Raw genomic sequence first — 16149 nt, forward strand, 5'->3', positions numbered from 1 at the left:
TATGGAGCTGAGACAACTGAGATATTTTCTGAAAGCCAGGGAACTGATGAACTTCACAGAGGCTGCCCATAGTCTGCATATCAGCCAGAGTACCCTGTCGCAGCAGATCAAGCAACTGGAGGAGGAACTGGATACGCCGCTGTTTAACCGTATCGGAAACAGGATCGTACTGACGGAAGCGGGCGCCTTGTTTGCAGATTATGCGGCGCTGAGTATAAAAAAAGCCAACGACGGAATAGCCCTGATACAGGACCTGAATGCCCTCAGCACAGGAACGATCTCCGTAGGCGTGAGCTATGGACTGCGGAATATCTTTACACAGGCATTGGTACGCTTTACTACGAAGTTCCCTCAACTGAAAGTCCGGGTCATTTATGGTGTATCCGATCACCTGATAGAGATGCTGGATCACTTCGAACTGGATATGATCCTGATCTTTAAAGACTTTACACCAGCGTCGCAGTTCAAATCAGAAGAACTGTTCAATACCCCCATGAGACTGATCACAGCGGCAAGATCGGCTTTAGCCCGTAAGGCTTCCATTACCCTGCGGGAGATCGCAGATCTGCCATTGGTATTGGCTACACAGGGGTACAATACCAGCCATTTTGTTGGACAGATGTTCAAAGGCCTGAACCCGGAATTCTCTATCGAAGTAAATGATATCCTGACCATGCTGGATCTGGTAAGGACTGGTAACTGGCATACAGTGCATATCGAAACGATCATTTCGGAGAAAGACTTTGTCGCCATCCCCATAGCCGATAAAAATGTGATCCGGACAGCTACGATGATTTCATTAAAGGATGCCTATGAAAAGAATGCGATAAAGCAGCTGCGTACGATGCTGAAAGAAGTGAAGAGCTGATTTATTTAAATATTGCCGTTTGATGTATATAATACACTGGTGCAATATTTGACATCGCTCTTAGGTGAGCAATCTCCAACATCATCAGAAAATAAAGGGTCATTTCTACGCAGGTACCAGCGGACTGGTATTACCCGTCCCTAATAAACAGGCATTTCCGGTGGCATTCAAAGACAAAAGCCGGCTGACTTATTACGCCTCCCTCTTCAACAGCCTGGAGGTCAATAGCTCCTTCTATAAAGTTCCCATGGCCGTTACCGTAAAACGGTGGGCAACAGAAGTCCCGGAAAACTTCCGGTTTACGTTCAAACTCCACCGCGGTGTTACCCATAACAAAACCCTCGCTTTCGAGGATAGCGAGGTAGAAAGGTTCATGGAAATCATCGATGCGGCAGGAGAGAAGAAGGGCGCTTTATTGGTCCAGTTTCCGGGCGGCACCCGTTTCGACAGCTTTGCACAATTCGAACACCTGCTAAGGGTGATCCGGCAATGTGACCCACAGGAAAAATGGGACGTATGCGTAGAGTTCAGACATTCCTCCTGGTACATGGCAGAGACATACGAGGTGTTATCTGAATACCATGCCACCATGGTGCGTCATGACATGCCCAAATCCAAACCACCGGAACTGCAATCTGCTGTCGGCTTTGAATACCTGCGCTTTCATGGTCCCGCCGGTGATTACAAAGGAGGCTATACGGCAGCAACATTGAAGAAACATGCTGATCGTATCAACATCTGGTTAAAGGAAGGCAAACGGGTCTATACCTATTTCAATAATACTATCGGAGATGCCCTCAAAGACCTTCAGACCCTCACTGACCTTGTCAGGACATAGATAGATGCTCCGTTCCGAGTTGATCTTGAGTATCTTTAAGCGCTGAATAAAACGAACTATGGAAGTAATAACAAGAAGTGCAACAGCGGCGGACTTACCCGCACTCTCTGAATTTCTACAAATGTTGGTCGAGGCAGAAAGGCCCTTTGACGTCACCTTACAGCGGGGCAGGATCATTTATTATGACCTGAGAGAACTGATAGAAAGCGACGAAGCGGAACTACTGGTGCTGGAAAAGGAAGGCTCCCTGGTGGGATGTGGTTATGCAAAGATCATGAAGGCTCGCGCATACCTGGTATATGAACAATACGCACATCTGGGATTTATGTTCGTACTGCCGGAATACCGGGGCATGGGACTGAACCAGCAACTGATCACAGCCCTCAAACAATGGGCGATATCGAAAGGTATCCGGGAAATGCGCCTGGAAGTATATGAAGAAAATGCAGGCGCTATTAAGGCCTACGAAAAGGCCGGTTTTAGCAAACTGCTTGCGACGATGCGCTGTGGCCTGGATTAAAGGAGGACCCTCCCATGAGGGTCTCCATATCCTTAAACGGACCGGTTCGGTCTTTTTCTATCCATCAGCTTGTGTACGGCGCCTGCCAGGAGTCCGGCGGCCACATACAACCCAAGTGTCAGCAATTGCGTCTTACCGCTTTCATTGCTGTATCGCTTTTTAAGACCTAATTTGCCGGGAAGGGCAATAGCGCCTATACCGGCCATCAATCCAAGCGCAGCACCCGTAGCAATACTGTTCTTAGGGTTCATCCCTACCAGGGAATAATATCCGGCATTACCTGCAATATCCCCGACCATCGCAGAATAGTAAAGCGTCTTCTTCTTAGGTACTGCAATCCCGGCATTGTCCAGTGTCTTTCCGAGCGCTTCCATGCCCAGTTTATCCATCCGCGGAGCATGGGATACGTTATTCTTCAGGGTCTGATGAAGAACGGTCAGCGCTACAGAACTTACCAACCCACTTGTCATTGATGCGATCGTTTTCATAATGCTGCTTTTTGTTGGTACAGGGACAAAAAGCAGGCCTACTGGTGCCAGTTGTATGACGAGGAAGTAGATTTGTTGTCTTGTCTCCTCATATAGCGGCCTTTTTTACTAAAATGCGAACTGTGCCGTGCAAGTATCAGGAGTGCGCCGTATCTTCACGTCAGCTATAGCTAATCCCACTATGAAATTGAATACACATAAGGCCCTGACTTATCTTATCGCTCTCGTCTGGCTGATCAATGGTTTGCTGTGTAAGGTCCTGCACCTGGTACCGCGGCATCAGGAGATCGTTGCCCGTATACTGGGAGTAAAATACGCCGGACCACTCACTATGCTGATCGGACTCTCAGAGATCGCCATGGCGATATGGATCGTAAGCGGATTTAAATCAAAGCTGAATGCCATCTTACAGATCATTATCGTGGGAACAATGAACATACTGGAGTTTATGCTGGTACCAGATCTGCTGTTATGGGGCAGGTTAAATGCCGTATTTGCCGCCTTGTTCATGTTGCTGATCTACTACACGGAATTCAAAACCAACCCCCAACAGACTTAACCAATACTATGTTTTCCGCCCTTAAAAATCATCCCTTTCCTGTTGAAGCATTCTTTCAGAGTTCAGTCGTACTGACCTTCGCTGTGCCAAAAGAACAGCTGGAATCCATGATTCCCGAATGCCTGTCACTGGATACATTTAATGATAAATATGCCTTTGTTGCGGTAGCCATGGTGCAGACAAAAGACCTGCGTCCCAAAGGATTCCCCGCTTTCATGGGGAATGACTTCTTCCTGATCGGTTACAGGATCTTTGTCCGGTATAAAAACAATGCAGGCAAAAACCTGCGGGGTCTTTATATCCTGCGCTCAGAAACCGACAGGAAGAAAATGGAGTTCCTGGGCAATATCTTCACCCACTATAGCTATACAACAACCGATATCAGCCGTACCCGCGCGGGCAACATCCTTACCTATGCATCCGTAAAATCAGCCTTCAGCGTGGCCATCGACCTGGCAGAAGAGAATGTGGGGCTGCCGCCACGATCACCCTTCGCTGACTGGAAAGAAGCACGCCGGTTTGCCGGTCCTTTGCCTTTTACCTTCCGGTACGATGCAAAGACAAAAGAAGTCCTGATCATTGAAGGACAACGCGAAAACTGGATTCCCCGGCCATTGCATGTAACGGACTACAACTTCGCCTTCCTGCAAACACTGGATATCGAAGGAGCGGCTTTGGCCAATGCCTTTATTATCAATAACATTCCCTACCAATGGAAAAAGGGTAAAACAGAGATATGGCAGTAGGAAGAAAACCCTTTCAGGGAGTGATGAATATTGTTCGTTTTAACTGGCATTTTTACGTGATCGCTTTGCTGCTGATGTCAGCAGGAGGAGGCTTAGCTTATTATATGCAGATACCGGTTCTGGCGCCGCTGACCGGACTTGCATTTATCGCATGTCTGCTGTCATTACTGGTGTCCATGTATATTTATGATCTCTCCGGACTATATACACTGAACTGGATCGCTGCCGCCAGCGGAGAAAAGCTGATTGTCAATATCCATGCAGGATTTGATGAGACAAGTACATTACTACAGGATAAATACCCGGATGCAGCAGTACAGATCATTGATTTCTATGATCCTGAAAAGCACACGGAGATCTCCATTAAACGGGCAAGAAACCGTTATCCCGGACTACCACAAACGGTCACTGCTGAAACGCATCATTTGCCATTGGCAGATGCCGCAGCAGATAAGATCTTCGTCATCTTCTCTGCACATGAAATAAGAGACTGGGAAGAAAGAAAGCTGTTTATGAAAGAACTGGCAAGAAGCATGCATACCGAAGGCCGGATTTATATCACCGAACATCTGCGGGACCTGCCCAATTTTCTGGCTTATAATATCGGTTTCTTTCACTTTTATCCGAAACAGGATTGGCTGCGGCTTTTTGAAGATACCGGTCTGCAACTGGAAAGAGAAATAAAACTGACTCCTTTTATATCGACTTTTATAATCGCGAAGAATGATACTGCACTTTAGGATAATAGGCGCGCTGCTGCTGGTACTGGCGATGAGCCATGTGGTGTTCCCAAGATACTTCAGATGGAATGAAGAACTGAAGCCATTGAGCCTGATCAACCGCCAGATCATGACGATCCATACTTTCTTCATCGCATTGACCGTATTTCTGCTGGGACTATTGTGTCTGAGTGCTGCCGGCGAACTGGTAGAGACTGCCCTCGGAAGAAAGATCTCACTGGGAATGGGTGTTTTCTGGGGTACCCGGCTGGTGATCCAGTTTGTTGGATATTCACCCGAACTCTGGAAAGGCAGGAAATTCGAAACAACCGTACATATCCTGTTCTCTCTTTTATTTACCTATATGAGCGTTGTTTTTCTGTGGGCTTATTTTTATTGATACAACTCACTGCAGAAAATCTAAGCGCCAGTATTTACCACCACTGTCTTTTGCCAGGATAGCATTATCATACACGCAGACGATATCAGTAAGAAAAACACCTTCTTTCGCGTTCAGATAAATACGGGTGCTGACAACCCCGTTTTTGATCTCACAAACCTGCACTTCCTGCTTTTTATCCGTGCCGGGATTATTGACACAGGCAAGACCTTGCATATTTAAAGCAAATACCGGAGGCCCGATCAGTTTATGCACGGCGCCTGTCGAACGGCTGACAAGCAGGAACGTTTCATCATTATAACCTGTTTCCGTTACCAGTGAAAAGCTGGTGCTTTTTACATCTCCCAGATATGCATATTCACGCAGACGTTCGTCCGCATGATCATCCCTGAATACCTTCACCGGCTTTCCTGCAATGGGAATTGTCAGTCTGCCGGCCTGCTTCCTGACCTGACTATTTTTGACAAATATTGCGGGGTCACTACAGGAGGCTGCCTGTACCTTTTTGATAGCGGTATAAGTACATGAAATACGTTGCTGAGCGGTGCCGGACAATGCCAGTGTAAGGAGGGTGAATGCGGTGAATATTCGCTTCATATGTGGGTCGCTGTGGTATAGGAGATCTTTTATTAAATGTAAGGAAATATTCTGCATTACAGCGACGTGCGAGACTGCTGACAAGGACAGGGGACAAACAACAGATGAAAGGCCGTACCGCCTAGCGGCACTGATAAGTGATCTCTACATTTGTGAGCGGAAGAATGCCAAAGTTTCCCGGATTTTTGTTGCTGAAATCCAGTGCTGTAGGCAGTCCTTTATTGTTATAGGATCGGGCAGGAGAATGATTGTTACGGCTGTAATCCATACTCAGGAACTGCCAGATAGGATGCAGACTGTTGATATTGACCTTGTCATCATAGTCGTAACTAAAAGAGCCGGTTTCTGTGCCATTTTCATTTGTCACCTTTGACAGGTTACCTTGTGCATTGTAATGGAAATTCAGCTCCCAGCGGTACGACGAATACAGACTTCTGTGTTTGTACCGGGTCATCCTGTCTTTACTGTCATACTCATACTCATGAATATATTCAGGCATGGCTGGCTGACCAATAAAGCCGAATGTATATTGCGTATCGGCTTTGATGCGATTTTTGTAATCATAGGAGTAACGGAATAAGATTTCATAGTTTGTCGGATGGTTGTACATGCCTGCCAATTCAATCAAACGGTCATTTTTATCATATTTGAAGACATAGCGTGGACTACCGGTAGTGACATAGTTTTTGTCGATGGCAATCGGGTTCCCTTTACTGTTATACCGGATGGTGATTGTGTCACCGGGATAGTTGAGCTCCCCCATGATCTGATCAACGCGACATTCAGGAATAGCAGAGGGATTTTCTGGGTCTTTGATGCAGGCGGAATAGGAGAGACAGGCAATAACAAGGATGCAACGCATGAAGGTTGATAGCAATGCTTTCATAAGTAGAATTTAAAGTGATGAAAAATGAGACCGTATAAAAACCAATCTTACGGTGTGGTGAAAAGGAGGTGTATGGGGTCAAAGGGAACGTGGTTATTCTGGTGTTGCAATGTTAATGGAAAAAGTGACAGGGGTAGATAATAAATTGGTGAAGGAGGTGATTTGTCCTGTAAGCGATATGAAAATCTGATTATCATATCCCATTAAGGTTTCGTATACTTTAAGCTTATCAATAAGGTAATAAATAGTCGCCGAAGATCTATTTATCCTATTTATGAGTACTTTCCTGACGTTTTGAAGACACTTTATAGCATTGGAGGATATTAGACATGTGGTAGAACACCTAATAAATATATTTGGTATCATTATTGGCATTAGTTACTTTTAGATAAATGTGATAATGCCTCTTACATTCAGCTGTAACCCGCGTTAGATAATGTATATCGTTTTTTAAGCCATTAAGGGATTTTCTTATAAGACGCTTTTCCCCTTAGAAAGCATGTTAAGCATAATCGGTATTGTTTCGATGACTATAAGCCAGTGCGTGTCTGGTCATTACTTTGGACCATCCTCAATTGTATCAAATTATTTGCTGCAGGTTATTGCATATACCACCCATAGGGTATAGAAATGGTATATAATGTATCCTGGTTCTTTATCCGGGATGTCTGCCCGGACGACATGTTTTATTTATCCCAGAATATTAGCTTGTATATCTACGCCAGAGAGGAAGAGGGTAATTAGTCCTTATTATTTACTTTGTCAAGTTTGAGACATGAAGCATATTGTACTGGTAGAAGACGACGAACCGATAAGATTCATCTTTCAGGTTGCCTTTAAGTCTGATAATTACCATCTGATCAGTTTAGAAAGTGGTGAAAAGATCATCAATGAAGAATTGGATGCACCTGATCTTTTTATCCTTGATAAACAGATTGCCGGTGTCAATGGACTTGACATTTGCCGCTTTGTCAAAAGCAGTGATAAATTTGGAAACGTGCCGGTAATTATCATTTCAGCGGATGTAGACATTGTTGCTCAGGCCAGGGAGGCAGGTGCAGACGATGCGATACCTAAGCCATTTTCACTACGTACCTTACGGGAAACGGTAACAAAATATAGTCCGGAGACTGTAACAGCGGTCGATACAGATCGTTGAACCATCAATTATCTACAAAGATGGCTGTTTTTATGTTGTCAGGAAGTGAAATGTATTCGGGGCATAATATTAGCCATTTATCAAGTGTACTCATTCATATATCTGCAGAACGCCAGCCGGACTGTAAAAACCAGCTGATCGATGGACAGGAGAGATATTATTGTGATAGGGGCCTCAGCCGGAGGTTTTGAGGCTATCAAGCAGATAGTCACTGATCTGCCAGTTGATCTTGATGCGGCAATCTTTATTGTCTGGCATATGGCAGCAGACGTAAGAGGAATACTGCCGCGGGTGTTAAATATGTTAGGCACGTTGACAGCGGCTCATGCGACAGATGGTGAAACCATCGTCAGTGGACGGATTTATGTTGCGCCTCCTGACAGGCATCTGCTGGTGGAAACCGGCCGGGTGAGGGTCACACACGGGCCAAAAGAAAACCTGTTCCGTCCTGCTGTAGATCCGCTATTCCGTTCAGCAGCCGTTGCTTATGGGGCGCGGGTGATTGGAGTAGTATTGTCGGGCGCACTGGACGATGGAACAGCAGGCATGTGGGCAATAAAGCAGCAGGGAGGGCTTGCTGTAGTACAGGAGCCTGCCGATGCACAGGTGCCTTCTATGCCTGTCAATGTGATCAATGCCGTAAAAGTAGATTATATAGTCCCTGTAAAAGAAATGGGAGCTTTACTTAGCCAGCTCGTAAACGAACACGCAGCTCCAAATGATGCGCCGGAGTCAGACTTCGCCATAAAAGCCCGGATGGAGGTACTTATCGCAATGAAAGACGAGGATACCAGCCGGGAACTTTTCAGACAGGGGCGTCTGACACCTTATACCTGTCCGGAATGTCATGGTGTACTCACTGCCTTATTGGAGGAACAGCGCATCCGATTCCGATGTCATACCGGACATGCATTTTCAGCAGATAGTCTGCTGACTTCCATTACTACAGATATTGAAAAAAAGTTATGGGCCGCGATACGTAATATACAGGAAAGTACGCTGTTGTTGAATCACATTGGTGATCACTTTGCTGAGGCTAACGAAGCAAAAATAGCAGCTGTATATTTTACGAAGGCAAAAGAAGCGATGCTACGCGCGGCGTTGGTAAGAAGAGCCCTCCTCGATCACGAGCAGCTAAATATGGACAGTGTAAAAGACCAGGCAGATATGGAGTCCTTTTCCTGAGAATTTACTAATGCCCCTATCTATAGAAGTAAAACCTTATGTTTGTGCACTATTATGAAAGAATTTGATACCAGTTATGATAAAGACAACATCCTCGCCGGCCGCCCCGATAGAGATGATCTGTTAGTGGTGGGCATTGGGGCTTCTGCCGGAGGAATACGGGCTTTACAGTCCTTTTTCGCACATGTTCCCGATAACCCCGGTATGGCGTATGTTGTCATCCTGCACTTGTCGCCGCTCTATGAGAGCAAGCTGTCGGAACTGCTGCAGCAGGTGACGCCGCTTAAAGTTACCATGATAACGGAGAAAACCAGGATACAGATGAACCATGTTTACGTGGTTCCACAGGATCAGCACCTTATGATGTCTGATAATCATATTCTTGTATCGAAGAATGCTGGAATGGAAGAGCGGATCGCCCCGGTGGATATTTTCTTTCGTACATTGGCAAATTCTTTTGGTCCCAGGGCCGTATGTGTCATTCTTTCAGGAACAGGCGCCAATGGCTCGATGGGCCTGCGGCGTATAAAAGAATGCGGAGGTGCAGCTTTCGTGCAGAATCCCCGGGAGGCAGAATACAATGAAATGCCAAGAAATGCTATTGCTACAGCACTGGTGGATGACATCCTGCCGGTATCAGAAATACCTGAAAAAATATTATCTTATAAACTACGGCTTGGCTCCGTTGAAATTCCTGTAGATAGCGAAAAGCGGGCGGAAGACGAACAACATGCATTACGGGAGGTGTTTTCGCATTTAAGGCTTCGTACGGGCCACGATTTTTCGAATTATAAGCGCGCTACACTATTACGTCGTATAGAACGAAGGATCAATATAAGAAATCTTAACAGCCTAAAAGCTTACGCGGCCTATTTACAACATAATCCTGATGAGGTGACCGCATTATTGAAAGATCTGCTTATCTCTGTCACCAATTTCTTCCGGGACAAGAAAGCCTTTGAAATGCTGGAACAGGAAGTTGTACCATCGATACTGCAAAACAGACAAGGTGATAATCATATAAGGATCTGGATCGCGGGTTGTGCTACCGGTGAAGAAGCCTATTCACTGGCTATGTTATTCTCGGAACAGGCGATGGGATCGATAGATGATCTGAGGGTGCAGATCTTTGCGACTGACATCGATGAAGCAGCTATCGCTGTAGCACGTGAAGGATACTATAGCATTAACGATGCCGCAGACGTTTCTCCTGAAAGGCTGATGCGTTTTTTCAACAGGGAAGGAGACGGTTATCGTATAAAAAGGGAAGTACGGGAAACAATTCTTTTTGCCAGTCATAACTTTCTGAAAGATCCTCCGTTCTCGCATCTGGATCTTGTGTCATGCCGGAACGTATTGATCTATCTCAATCAAAGCGCTCAGGAACGAGTAATGGAAACTTTTCACTTTGCACTCAAACCGGCAGGATTCCTCGTGTTGGGACTGTCTGAATCGGCAGAAAGTGCGAGTGATCTTTATGCCGTATTTAACAGGGAATTTCACATCTTTCAGTCAAGGCGTATTGCACAAAGTAATTATCCTTTACCCGAACCAATGCCCCTTTATAAATTAACAGAACCTATTATTTCACCAACAATCGCAGCCCAGGAAAACCGGGTTAGGGAAAGAGTCATGATGAATGATCTTCATCAGCGCCTGCTGGAAGAATATGCACCGCCTTCAATGGTGATAAATGAGGAATATGATATCCTGCATTTGTCAGAACGGGCAGGCAGATATCTCCAGATTGCAGGTGGAGAGCCTTCTCAGAACCTGCTAAAACTCGTGCGTCAGGAATTGCGGCTCGAACTGCGTTCCGCTCTTTACCAGGCCGTTCAGCGACAAAGCGCAGTAGAAGCACGCGGACTGAAATTAACGATTGATGGCCAGCTGGAGAACGTCAATGTTCATATTCGACCTGTGTTCAGGCGTGAGGATGTAGCCAACGGGTTGATGTTGGTTATCTTCGAACAGCGCGTAGAAGAGACCGGAGATCTTCAGGTGATCCAGTCATCCGATGAACCGGTAGCCCGTCAGCTTGAAGAAGAACTAATACGTCTGAAGGCGCAATTGCGCGCATCGATAGAACAACATGAGTTTCAGCAGGAAGAACTGAAAGCGTCTAATGAAGAATTACAGGCGATGAATGAAGAGTTACGCTCAGCTGCCGAAGAACTTGAGACCAGCAAAGAGGAACTGCAGTCTATTAATGAGGAATTACGTACACTCAACCAGGAGTTGAAAGTCAAAGTAGATGAAACGACGATTGCAGGTAATAACCTGCAGAATCTGATTAATTCTGCCGAAATAGCTACGATTTTCCTTGACCGGAGTTTCAGGGTAGCCCTGTTCACACCACCAGCCCGTAATGTTTTCAACCTTATAGCTAATGACATAGGACGGCCTTTGTCAGATATCACCAACAAACTGAATTACGAGGGTATCCTGTCAGACGCGGAAGCGGTGTTAGAGAAGTTACAGACGATCGAGCGGGAAGTGACCGCAATAGATGGACGCAGTTACCTGATGCGTTTTCTTCCTTATCGTACTGAGGAAGACCGTATTAACGGAGTAGTGATCACATTGATAGATATGACCCAGCATAAACTTGCTGAAATCGTCCTGCGTGAAAATGAGACGTGGATGAATGGTCAGAAAGAAGCATTTCAGGCAGCCATGAACGGGCAGCCTTTAGAAAATTCACTCGCACCGCTCGTCAGGACGGTTGTTGATCAGAATGACGGGGAAGTACGGGCCGCCTTTTATATATGCTCAACCGGGCAGGATAAATTACATCTGGTAGCAGGTATGTCGGAAGAGTACGCCCGGGAGATCAATGGGTCGGATATCAGTCCGGAGTCAATGACTTGTGGTCTTGCAATGCATACAGGTGAGCCGGTAATTGCACACGATATAGAAGAAGATCCCCGCTGGGTAAACTGGCGACCTATAGCCCGCAAATACAATTACCGCAGCTGTTGGTCATTCCCGGTACGCATGGTGGGAGGGCCGGTATTGGGCACATTTGCGATGTATTTTACAAACCCCAGAATTCCTCAGGTGAGAGAACTGGAATTGTCTGGTCTGGTGGCGCATGCGGCTTCAATCATCATTTCCAGACATGTTGAGTCAATGGAACGTGCACAGGCAGAAGAAGCATTGCGCTTAAGTGAACAAAGGTTGACAAGTCTGCTGAGGATCCGTGAAGATTTTATAAGTGTTGCCAGTCACGAACTGAAGACACCTATCACCAGTATGAAAGCCTATGCGGAGATCGTTGAAGAAAGAATGATCGAAAGAGGGAATTATGAGGATGGAGAACTGCTTGGTCGTCTTAATGGTCAGATAGACCGGCTCACAACATTGATCAACCTGCTGTTGGATGCTACAAGGTTATCAGAAGGGCAGTTAAAGCTCACACTGAACGAGACTGATATTAACAAACTTGTTACAGAAAAACTGAATGACATAAAACAGGCCAGTCATCATCGGTTTGAAGTGGAAATAGGGGAACTGCCTATGCTCAGTATAGATGCCGAACGCATAGGACAGGTAATAACCAACTTACTGTCAAACGCAATTAAATATTCACCGGCAGATACCAGCATCCTGATAAAAACACTGCCGGAAAAAGATTTTATCAGGGTAATTGTCAAGGATGAAGGTTATGGCATTCCTAAGGAACACCAGCATAAAATATTTGAAAAGTTTTATCGCATAACAACTGATAATTTAGACACTTTCCCTGGCATGGGTCTGGGGTTATATATATCAGCGCAAATCATTCGGGGGCATCAGGGAAGTATAGAGGTAGATAGCCAGGCCGGAAAGGGATCTACATTTTCCTTTACACTACCTTACAAAAGGTCACAAGTATGAAAACGATAATTTTGATAGAGGATGATGAAGCTATACGTGATGTGTTTTTTTTAGCGCTCGATCCCGGTAAATATGAAGTCTCAACTTTCGAAACCGGCAGTGTTATACTGGAAAACCGGCTGGCAGTGCCAGATCTTTTCATGCTCGATAAAAATATCGCCGGGACCGACGGGCTGGCGCTTTGTCGTTTTATTAAAGCAAGTGAGGTGTACAATCGTACGCCTGTCATTATTCTTTCTGCAAGTGCCAATATCAAGGAAGTCGCAACGGCTGCCGGCGCAGATGATGCAATTTCCAAACCCTTCACCTTAAAGGCATTGCGTGATATCATTGCCCTACATATCACTAAGTAATCAGGTTCAGTCAACCTGCTCCGATCATTGGCATAGTTTTGTCCGATACGAAAGAGCTGGCTTGTTCTTTGTTCGTCATCTTGTCGATTGCCGATAAACCAGGCTCTTTAATAATCAAATCCATATCGTTCAATGGAAAACGCGATACCATTCACAGCCACATATACAAAAAAAGGCAGTGAAGCGGGGAAATTGATCCACACCTATGATTGGTCTTCCACACCTCTCGGTCTTTTGGAATCATGGCCGCTTACATTGCATTTTTCGTTAAACATGCTACTGCACTCCGGACTTCCTATGGTCCTTTTCTGGGATAAAAATGCATATTGCTTTTATAATGATGCCTTTATGCGCCGACTGCGGGAAGAAGTAAAGGCTGTAGCTACCATCGGTAAAGCAGGTATAGAAGGATGGCCGGAAATCTGGCCTTTGATAAAGGCAACAATAGATCTGGTACGTGAGAGTGGAGAAGGAACCTCAGATGATAGTGACGCATTTGCTCTCTATAGTAACGACGGCATTGCTTCCAACAGACATTATTATAGCCCCGTTTACGATGAAAGCGGCGCGGTGTCAGGGGTACTCCTGACTATTGTTCCAACGGAAAATGCGCCCGTCAGAGAACCGATAGAAAATGCACAGGACTTTCGGGGGATTGTCGAACAGGCGCCTAATCCGATATTTGTGCTGAAAGGTGAAAATATGGTGCTGGCTATGGCCAATGAACCCTTGCTCAGTATGTGGGGAGTAGACAGGAACGCTATCGGCAGGCCCATGCTGGAAACGCTGCCTGAATTGAAAGGTCAGGACTTCATGGAACTCCTGCTGGATGTTTACCGCAACAAAAACATCATAACTGGAAAGGAGAAACCTGTCACCTTTCACCGGACGGATGGCTCGGTTGATACAGTGTATTTAAACTTTACATATCAACCCTATAAAGAAACAAATGGAACGGTAAGCGGCGTACTGGTCATTGCACATGACGTGACCGGACAGGTAATAGACAGGAAAAGGCTGGAGGAAAGCGAGTTGCGGTTCAGAGCACTGGTAACAGCTACCTCTGACGTCGTTTATCGTATGAATCCGGACTGGACGGAAATGCAGCAGCTGGTAGGACGAGGCTTTTTGTCGGATACCGTGTCACCTATGCAGAACTGGATTGAAAAATACATTCATCCGGATGATCAGGTTAAGGTCCAGCTCCTGGTCAATAAAGCGGTGGAAACACAGCGCATTTTTGAATTGGAACACCAGGTATTTAAGGTGGACGGTAGTATCGGCTGGACCTTCTCCCGTGCGATACCTATTAAGAACGAGACAGGTAAAATCATCGAATGGTTCGGTGCCGCAAGTGATATTACGCAGCGTAAGAAATTTGAACAGGAATTAGAAGCTACCCGCGACGAATTACGTTCCAGCAAAAGACTGCATGAAGCCGTAACGTCCAGTACACCCGATCTGATCTATGTCTTTGATCTTAATTATAAATTTATATATGCTAACCAGGCACTCCTCAACATGTGGGGGCGCACATGGCAACAATCTGCTGGTCAGGGCCTGCTTGCCCTGGGCTACGAACCCTGGCATGCAGAAATGCACGAACGCGAGATCGATCAGGTAATAGTTACCAAAAAGATGATCAGGGGAGAGGTGGCATTCCCCCACGCTGTCATGGGCTACCGGATGTACGACTATATTTTTGCACCTGTGTTGAACGAATATGGTGAAGTAGAAGCGATCGCAGGCACTACCCGCGATATCTCCGATCTCAAAGTTGCTGAAATTGCCCTGAAACATAGTGAAGAGCAGTTCCGCACCCTTACACAATCATTGCCCCAATTGATCTGGACGGCTGATATAAATGGATGCTCCGATTTTTTTAACCAGCAATGGTATGACTATACTGGTAGTCAGCCGGAAGATGCAGCAGGCAAGGGCTGGTTCTCATACATACATCCTCATCATCGTGCGGAATTATATGAGAAATGGGAGAAAAGTCTGAAAAGTGGCGACTCACTGGCTTTCGAATTTCAGTTGAAAGCAGGAGATGGAAAATACCAGTGGTTCTATATAGTAGGAAATCCCATCAAAGATGAAGAAGGGGAAATACTGAAATGGGTGTCTGCCCTGACCAACATTGAAGAACAAAAAGCAGTGGAAGAGAAGCTGGAACGGTTAGTGAATGAAAGGACGGGGGCATTACAGCGCTCTAATGACGATCTGGAGCAATTCGCGCACGTCGCCTCGCATGACCTGAAAGAGCCTGTGCGTAAGATCAAAACTTTTGTCGATCGTCTTGAGCAGGATAAGGGAACGAAATTATCTGAAAAGGGACAGAGCTATTTAAATAAGATCAATACGGCTGCCAACCGTATGTACGACATGATCGAGGGAGTATTGAACTATTCCTCCATTGATAACGCAGAGCAGCCATTCTCCAGCATCAGTCTCAATGAGACATTAAACAGCATAGAACTGGACCTGGAGATACTGATGAATCAGAAGAAAGCACATATTGTGTATGAAAACCTGCCAACAGTGAAAGGCGCTCCTTTATTGATTTATCAGTTGTTCTATAACCTTATCAACAACTCACTGAAATTTACCAGTCCGGATACGCCGCCGCTCATTACCATTACGGCGCAACAGACGTCAAAGCTGGGTATACCGTATATGCAGATCGATGTAAAAGATAATGGTATCGGCTTCGAACAAACACAGGCACAAAAGATATTTAACAGCTTTACCCGTCTCAACTCAAAGGATAAATTCGAGGGAACTGGTCTCGGACTGGCACTGTGTAAAAAGATCGTAGAACGGCATCAGGGATATATAACTGCCAGTGGCAAAGAAAACGAAGGCGCTGTCTTTAGCATTTTCCTGCCAGATATGAATTAGGAATTAAGAATTAAAATACAACAAAGATCTCCGCTGCATTCCAAATTCTTA

Annotated in this window: 15 protein-coding genes; 12 read left to right on the forward strand and 3 right to left on the reverse strand. The window is 45.6% G+C overall.

Annotation, left to right across the window (positions count from 1 at the left end; all coding sequences use genetic code 11):
* The first annotated feature begins 1 nt into the window (after window position 1).
* The 3 genes from BMZ72_RS04890 (at window position 2) to BMZ72_RS04900 (ending at window position 2226) form a co-directional block, all read left to right on the forward strand.
* On the forward strand, window positions 2–868 hold the full coding sequence (locus BMZ72_RS04890) for a LysR family transcriptional regulator (protein WP_089805808.1): 867 nt from the start codon (window positions 2–4) through the stop codon (window positions 866–868).
* Window positions 869–932: 64 nt separating this feature from the next.
* Entirely contained in the window at window positions 933–1706 is a 774-nt protein-coding gene (locus BMZ72_RS04895) for a DUF72 domain-containing protein (RefSeq protein ID WP_089805810.1), read from the forward strand.
* A 58-nt stretch (window positions 1707–1764) separates the two neighbouring features.
* Window positions 1765–2226 (forward strand): GNAT family N-acetyltransferase, encoded by a 462-nt coding sequence (locus tag BMZ72_RS04900; RefSeq protein ID WP_089805812.1) that lies wholly within the window; start codon window positions 1765–1767, stop codon window positions 2224–2226.
* 32 nt (window positions 2227–2258) lie between these two features.
* Here the strand turns inward: BMZ72_RS04900 and BMZ72_RS04905 are convergent, their stop codons facing one another.
* The gene (locus BMZ72_RS04905) at window positions 2259–2714 is read right to left on the reverse strand and encodes a hypothetical protein (protein ID WP_089805814.1); all 456 of its coding nucleotides are present in this window, start codon (window positions 2712–2714) and stop codon (window positions 2259–2261) included.
* A 181-nt stretch (window positions 2715–2895) separates the two neighbouring features.
* Between BMZ72_RS04905 and BMZ72_RS04910 the strand changes: the two genes are divergently transcribed.
* From BMZ72_RS04910 to BMZ72_RS04925, 4 genes are read left to right on the forward strand one after another with little or no spacing between them, the layout of a single operon-like run.
* Window positions 2896–3273, forward strand: a complete 378-nt coding sequence (locus tag BMZ72_RS04910) for a DoxX-like family protein (RefSeq protein WP_089805816.1) — start codon at window positions 2896–2898, stop codon at window positions 3271–3273.
* Between the two features lie 8 nt (window positions 3274–3281).
* Entirely contained in the window at window positions 3282–4019 is a 738-nt protein-coding gene (locus tag BMZ72_RS04915) for a DUF2071 domain-containing protein (protein WP_089805818.1), read from the forward strand.
* Window positions 4010–4759, forward strand: a complete 750-nt coding sequence (locus BMZ72_RS04920) for a class I SAM-dependent methyltransferase (protein ID WP_089805820.1) — start codon at window positions 4010–4012, stop codon at window positions 4757–4759. Before BMZ72_RS04915 ends, BMZ72_RS04920 begins: the two co-directional genes overlap by 10 nt.
* Window positions 4743–5138 (forward strand): hypothetical protein, encoded by a 396-nt coding sequence (locus BMZ72_RS04925; RefSeq protein ID WP_089805822.1) that lies wholly within the window; start codon window positions 4743–4745, stop codon window positions 5136–5138. The genes BMZ72_RS04920 and BMZ72_RS04925 overlap by 17 nt, the downstream gene beginning before the upstream one ends.
* Window positions 5139–5144: 6 nt before the next feature.
* On the opposite strand, the gene BMZ72_RS04930 is transcribed toward BMZ72_RS04925, so the two are convergent.
* Window positions 5145–5735: a hypothetical protein gene (locus tag BMZ72_RS04930; RefSeq protein ID WP_089805824.1), complete on the reverse strand. Its 591-nt coding sequence runs from the start codon at window positions 5733–5735 to the stop codon at window positions 5145–5147.
* A gap of 121 nt (window positions 5736–5856) precedes the next feature.
* Window positions 5857–6621: an RHS repeat protein gene (locus BMZ72_RS04935; RefSeq protein WP_143087602.1), complete on the reverse strand. Its 765-nt coding sequence runs from the start codon at window positions 6619–6621 to the stop codon at window positions 5857–5859.
* 775 nt (window positions 6622–7396) lie between these two features.
* Here BMZ72_RS04935 and BMZ72_RS04940 point away from each other — a divergent pair.
* From BMZ72_RS04940 to BMZ72_RS04960, 5 genes are all read left to right on the forward strand, one after another.
* A complete protein-coding gene (locus tag BMZ72_RS04940; RefSeq protein ID WP_089805828.1) occupies window positions 7397–7780 on the forward strand; it encodes a response regulator transcription factor in 384 nt (127 codons plus the stop codon).
* A gap of 141 nt (window positions 7781–7921) precedes the next feature.
* The gene (locus BMZ72_RS04945) at window positions 7922–8965 is read left to right on the forward strand and encodes a chemotaxis protein CheB (protein WP_089805829.1); all 1044 of its coding nucleotides are present in this window, start codon (window positions 7922–7924) and stop codon (window positions 8963–8965) included.
* Between the two features lie 54 nt (window positions 8966–9019).
* Window positions 9020–12844, forward strand: coding sequence for a CheR family methyltransferase (locus BMZ72_RS04950; protein WP_255373109.1), 3825 nt, complete (start codon window positions 9020–9022; stop codon window positions 12842–12844).
* Window positions 12841–13197, forward strand: a complete 357-nt coding sequence (locus BMZ72_RS04955) for a response regulator (RefSeq protein WP_089805834.1) — start codon at window positions 12841–12843, stop codon at window positions 13195–13197. Before BMZ72_RS04950 ends, BMZ72_RS04955 begins: the two co-directional genes overlap by 4 nt.
* A 348-nt stretch (window positions 13198–13545) precedes the next feature.
* Complete coding sequence (locus BMZ72_RS04960) at window positions 13546–16098, forward strand: PAS domain-containing sensor histidine kinase (protein ID WP_218155203.1); 2553 nt, start codon at window positions 13546–13548, stop codon at window positions 16096–16098.
* The last annotated feature ends 51 nt before the right edge of the window (window positions 16099–16149 follow it).

Origin of the sequence: Chitinophaga sp. YR627 (genome assembly GCF_900114995.1) — a bacterium.
Classification (GTDB): Bacteria; Bacteroidota; Bacteroidia; order Chitinophagales; family Chitinophagaceae; genus Chitinophaga.

Excerpts from the sequence above, each read along its gene's own strand:
- BMZ72_RS04890 (WP_089805808.1), top strand. The coding sequence starts at position 2 with ATGGAGCTGAGACAACTGAGATATTTTCTGAAAGCCAGGGAACTGATG.
- BMZ72_RS04900 (WP_089805812.1), top strand. The coding sequence starts at position 1,765 with ATGGAAGTAATAACAAGAAGTGCAACAGCGGCGGACTTACCCGCACTC.
- BMZ72_RS04905 (WP_089805814.1), bottom strand. The coding sequence starts at position 2,714 with ATGAAAACGATCGCATCAATGACAAGTGGGTTGGTAAGTTCTGTAGCG.
- BMZ72_RS04910 (WP_089805816.1), top strand. The coding sequence starts at position 2,896 with ATGAAATTGAATACACATAAGGCCCTGACTTATCTTATCGCTCTCGTC.
- BMZ72_RS04915 (WP_089805818.1), top strand. The coding sequence starts at position 3,282 with ATGTTTTCCGCCCTTAAAAATCATCCCTTTCCTGTTGAAGCATTCTTT.
- BMZ72_RS04920 (WP_089805820.1), top strand. The coding sequence starts at position 4,010 with ATGGCAGTAGGAAGAAAACCCTTTCAGGGAGTGATGAATATTGTTCGT.
- BMZ72_RS04925 (WP_089805822.1), top strand. The coding sequence starts at position 4,743 with ATGATACTGCACTTTAGGATAATAGGCGCGCTGCTGCTGGTACTGGCG.
- BMZ72_RS04930 (WP_089805824.1), bottom strand. The coding sequence starts at position 5,735 with ATGAAGCGAATATTCACCGCATTCACCCTCCTTACACTGGCATTGTCC.
- BMZ72_RS04935 (WP_143087602.1), bottom strand. The coding sequence starts at position 6,621 with ATGAAAGCATTGCTATCAACCTTCATGCGTTGCATCCTTGTTATTGCC.
- BMZ72_RS04940 (WP_089805828.1), top strand. The coding sequence starts at position 7,397 with ATGAAGCATATTGTACTGGTAGAAGACGACGAACCGATAAGATTCATC.
- BMZ72_RS04945 (WP_089805829.1), top strand. The coding sequence starts at position 7,922 with ATGGACAGGAGAGATATTATTGTGATAGGGGCCTCAGCCGGAGGTTTT.
- BMZ72_RS04950 (WP_255373109.1), top strand. The coding sequence starts at position 9,020 with ATGAAAGAATTTGATACCAGTTATGATAAAGACAACATCCTCGCCGGC.
- BMZ72_RS04955 (WP_089805834.1), top strand. The coding sequence starts at position 12,841 with ATGAAAACGATAATTTTGATAGAGGATGATGAAGCTATACGTGATGTG.
- BMZ72_RS04960 (WP_218155203.1), top strand. The coding sequence starts at position 13,546 with ATGCGCCGACTGCGGGAAGAAGTAAAGGCTGTAGCTACCATCGGTAAA.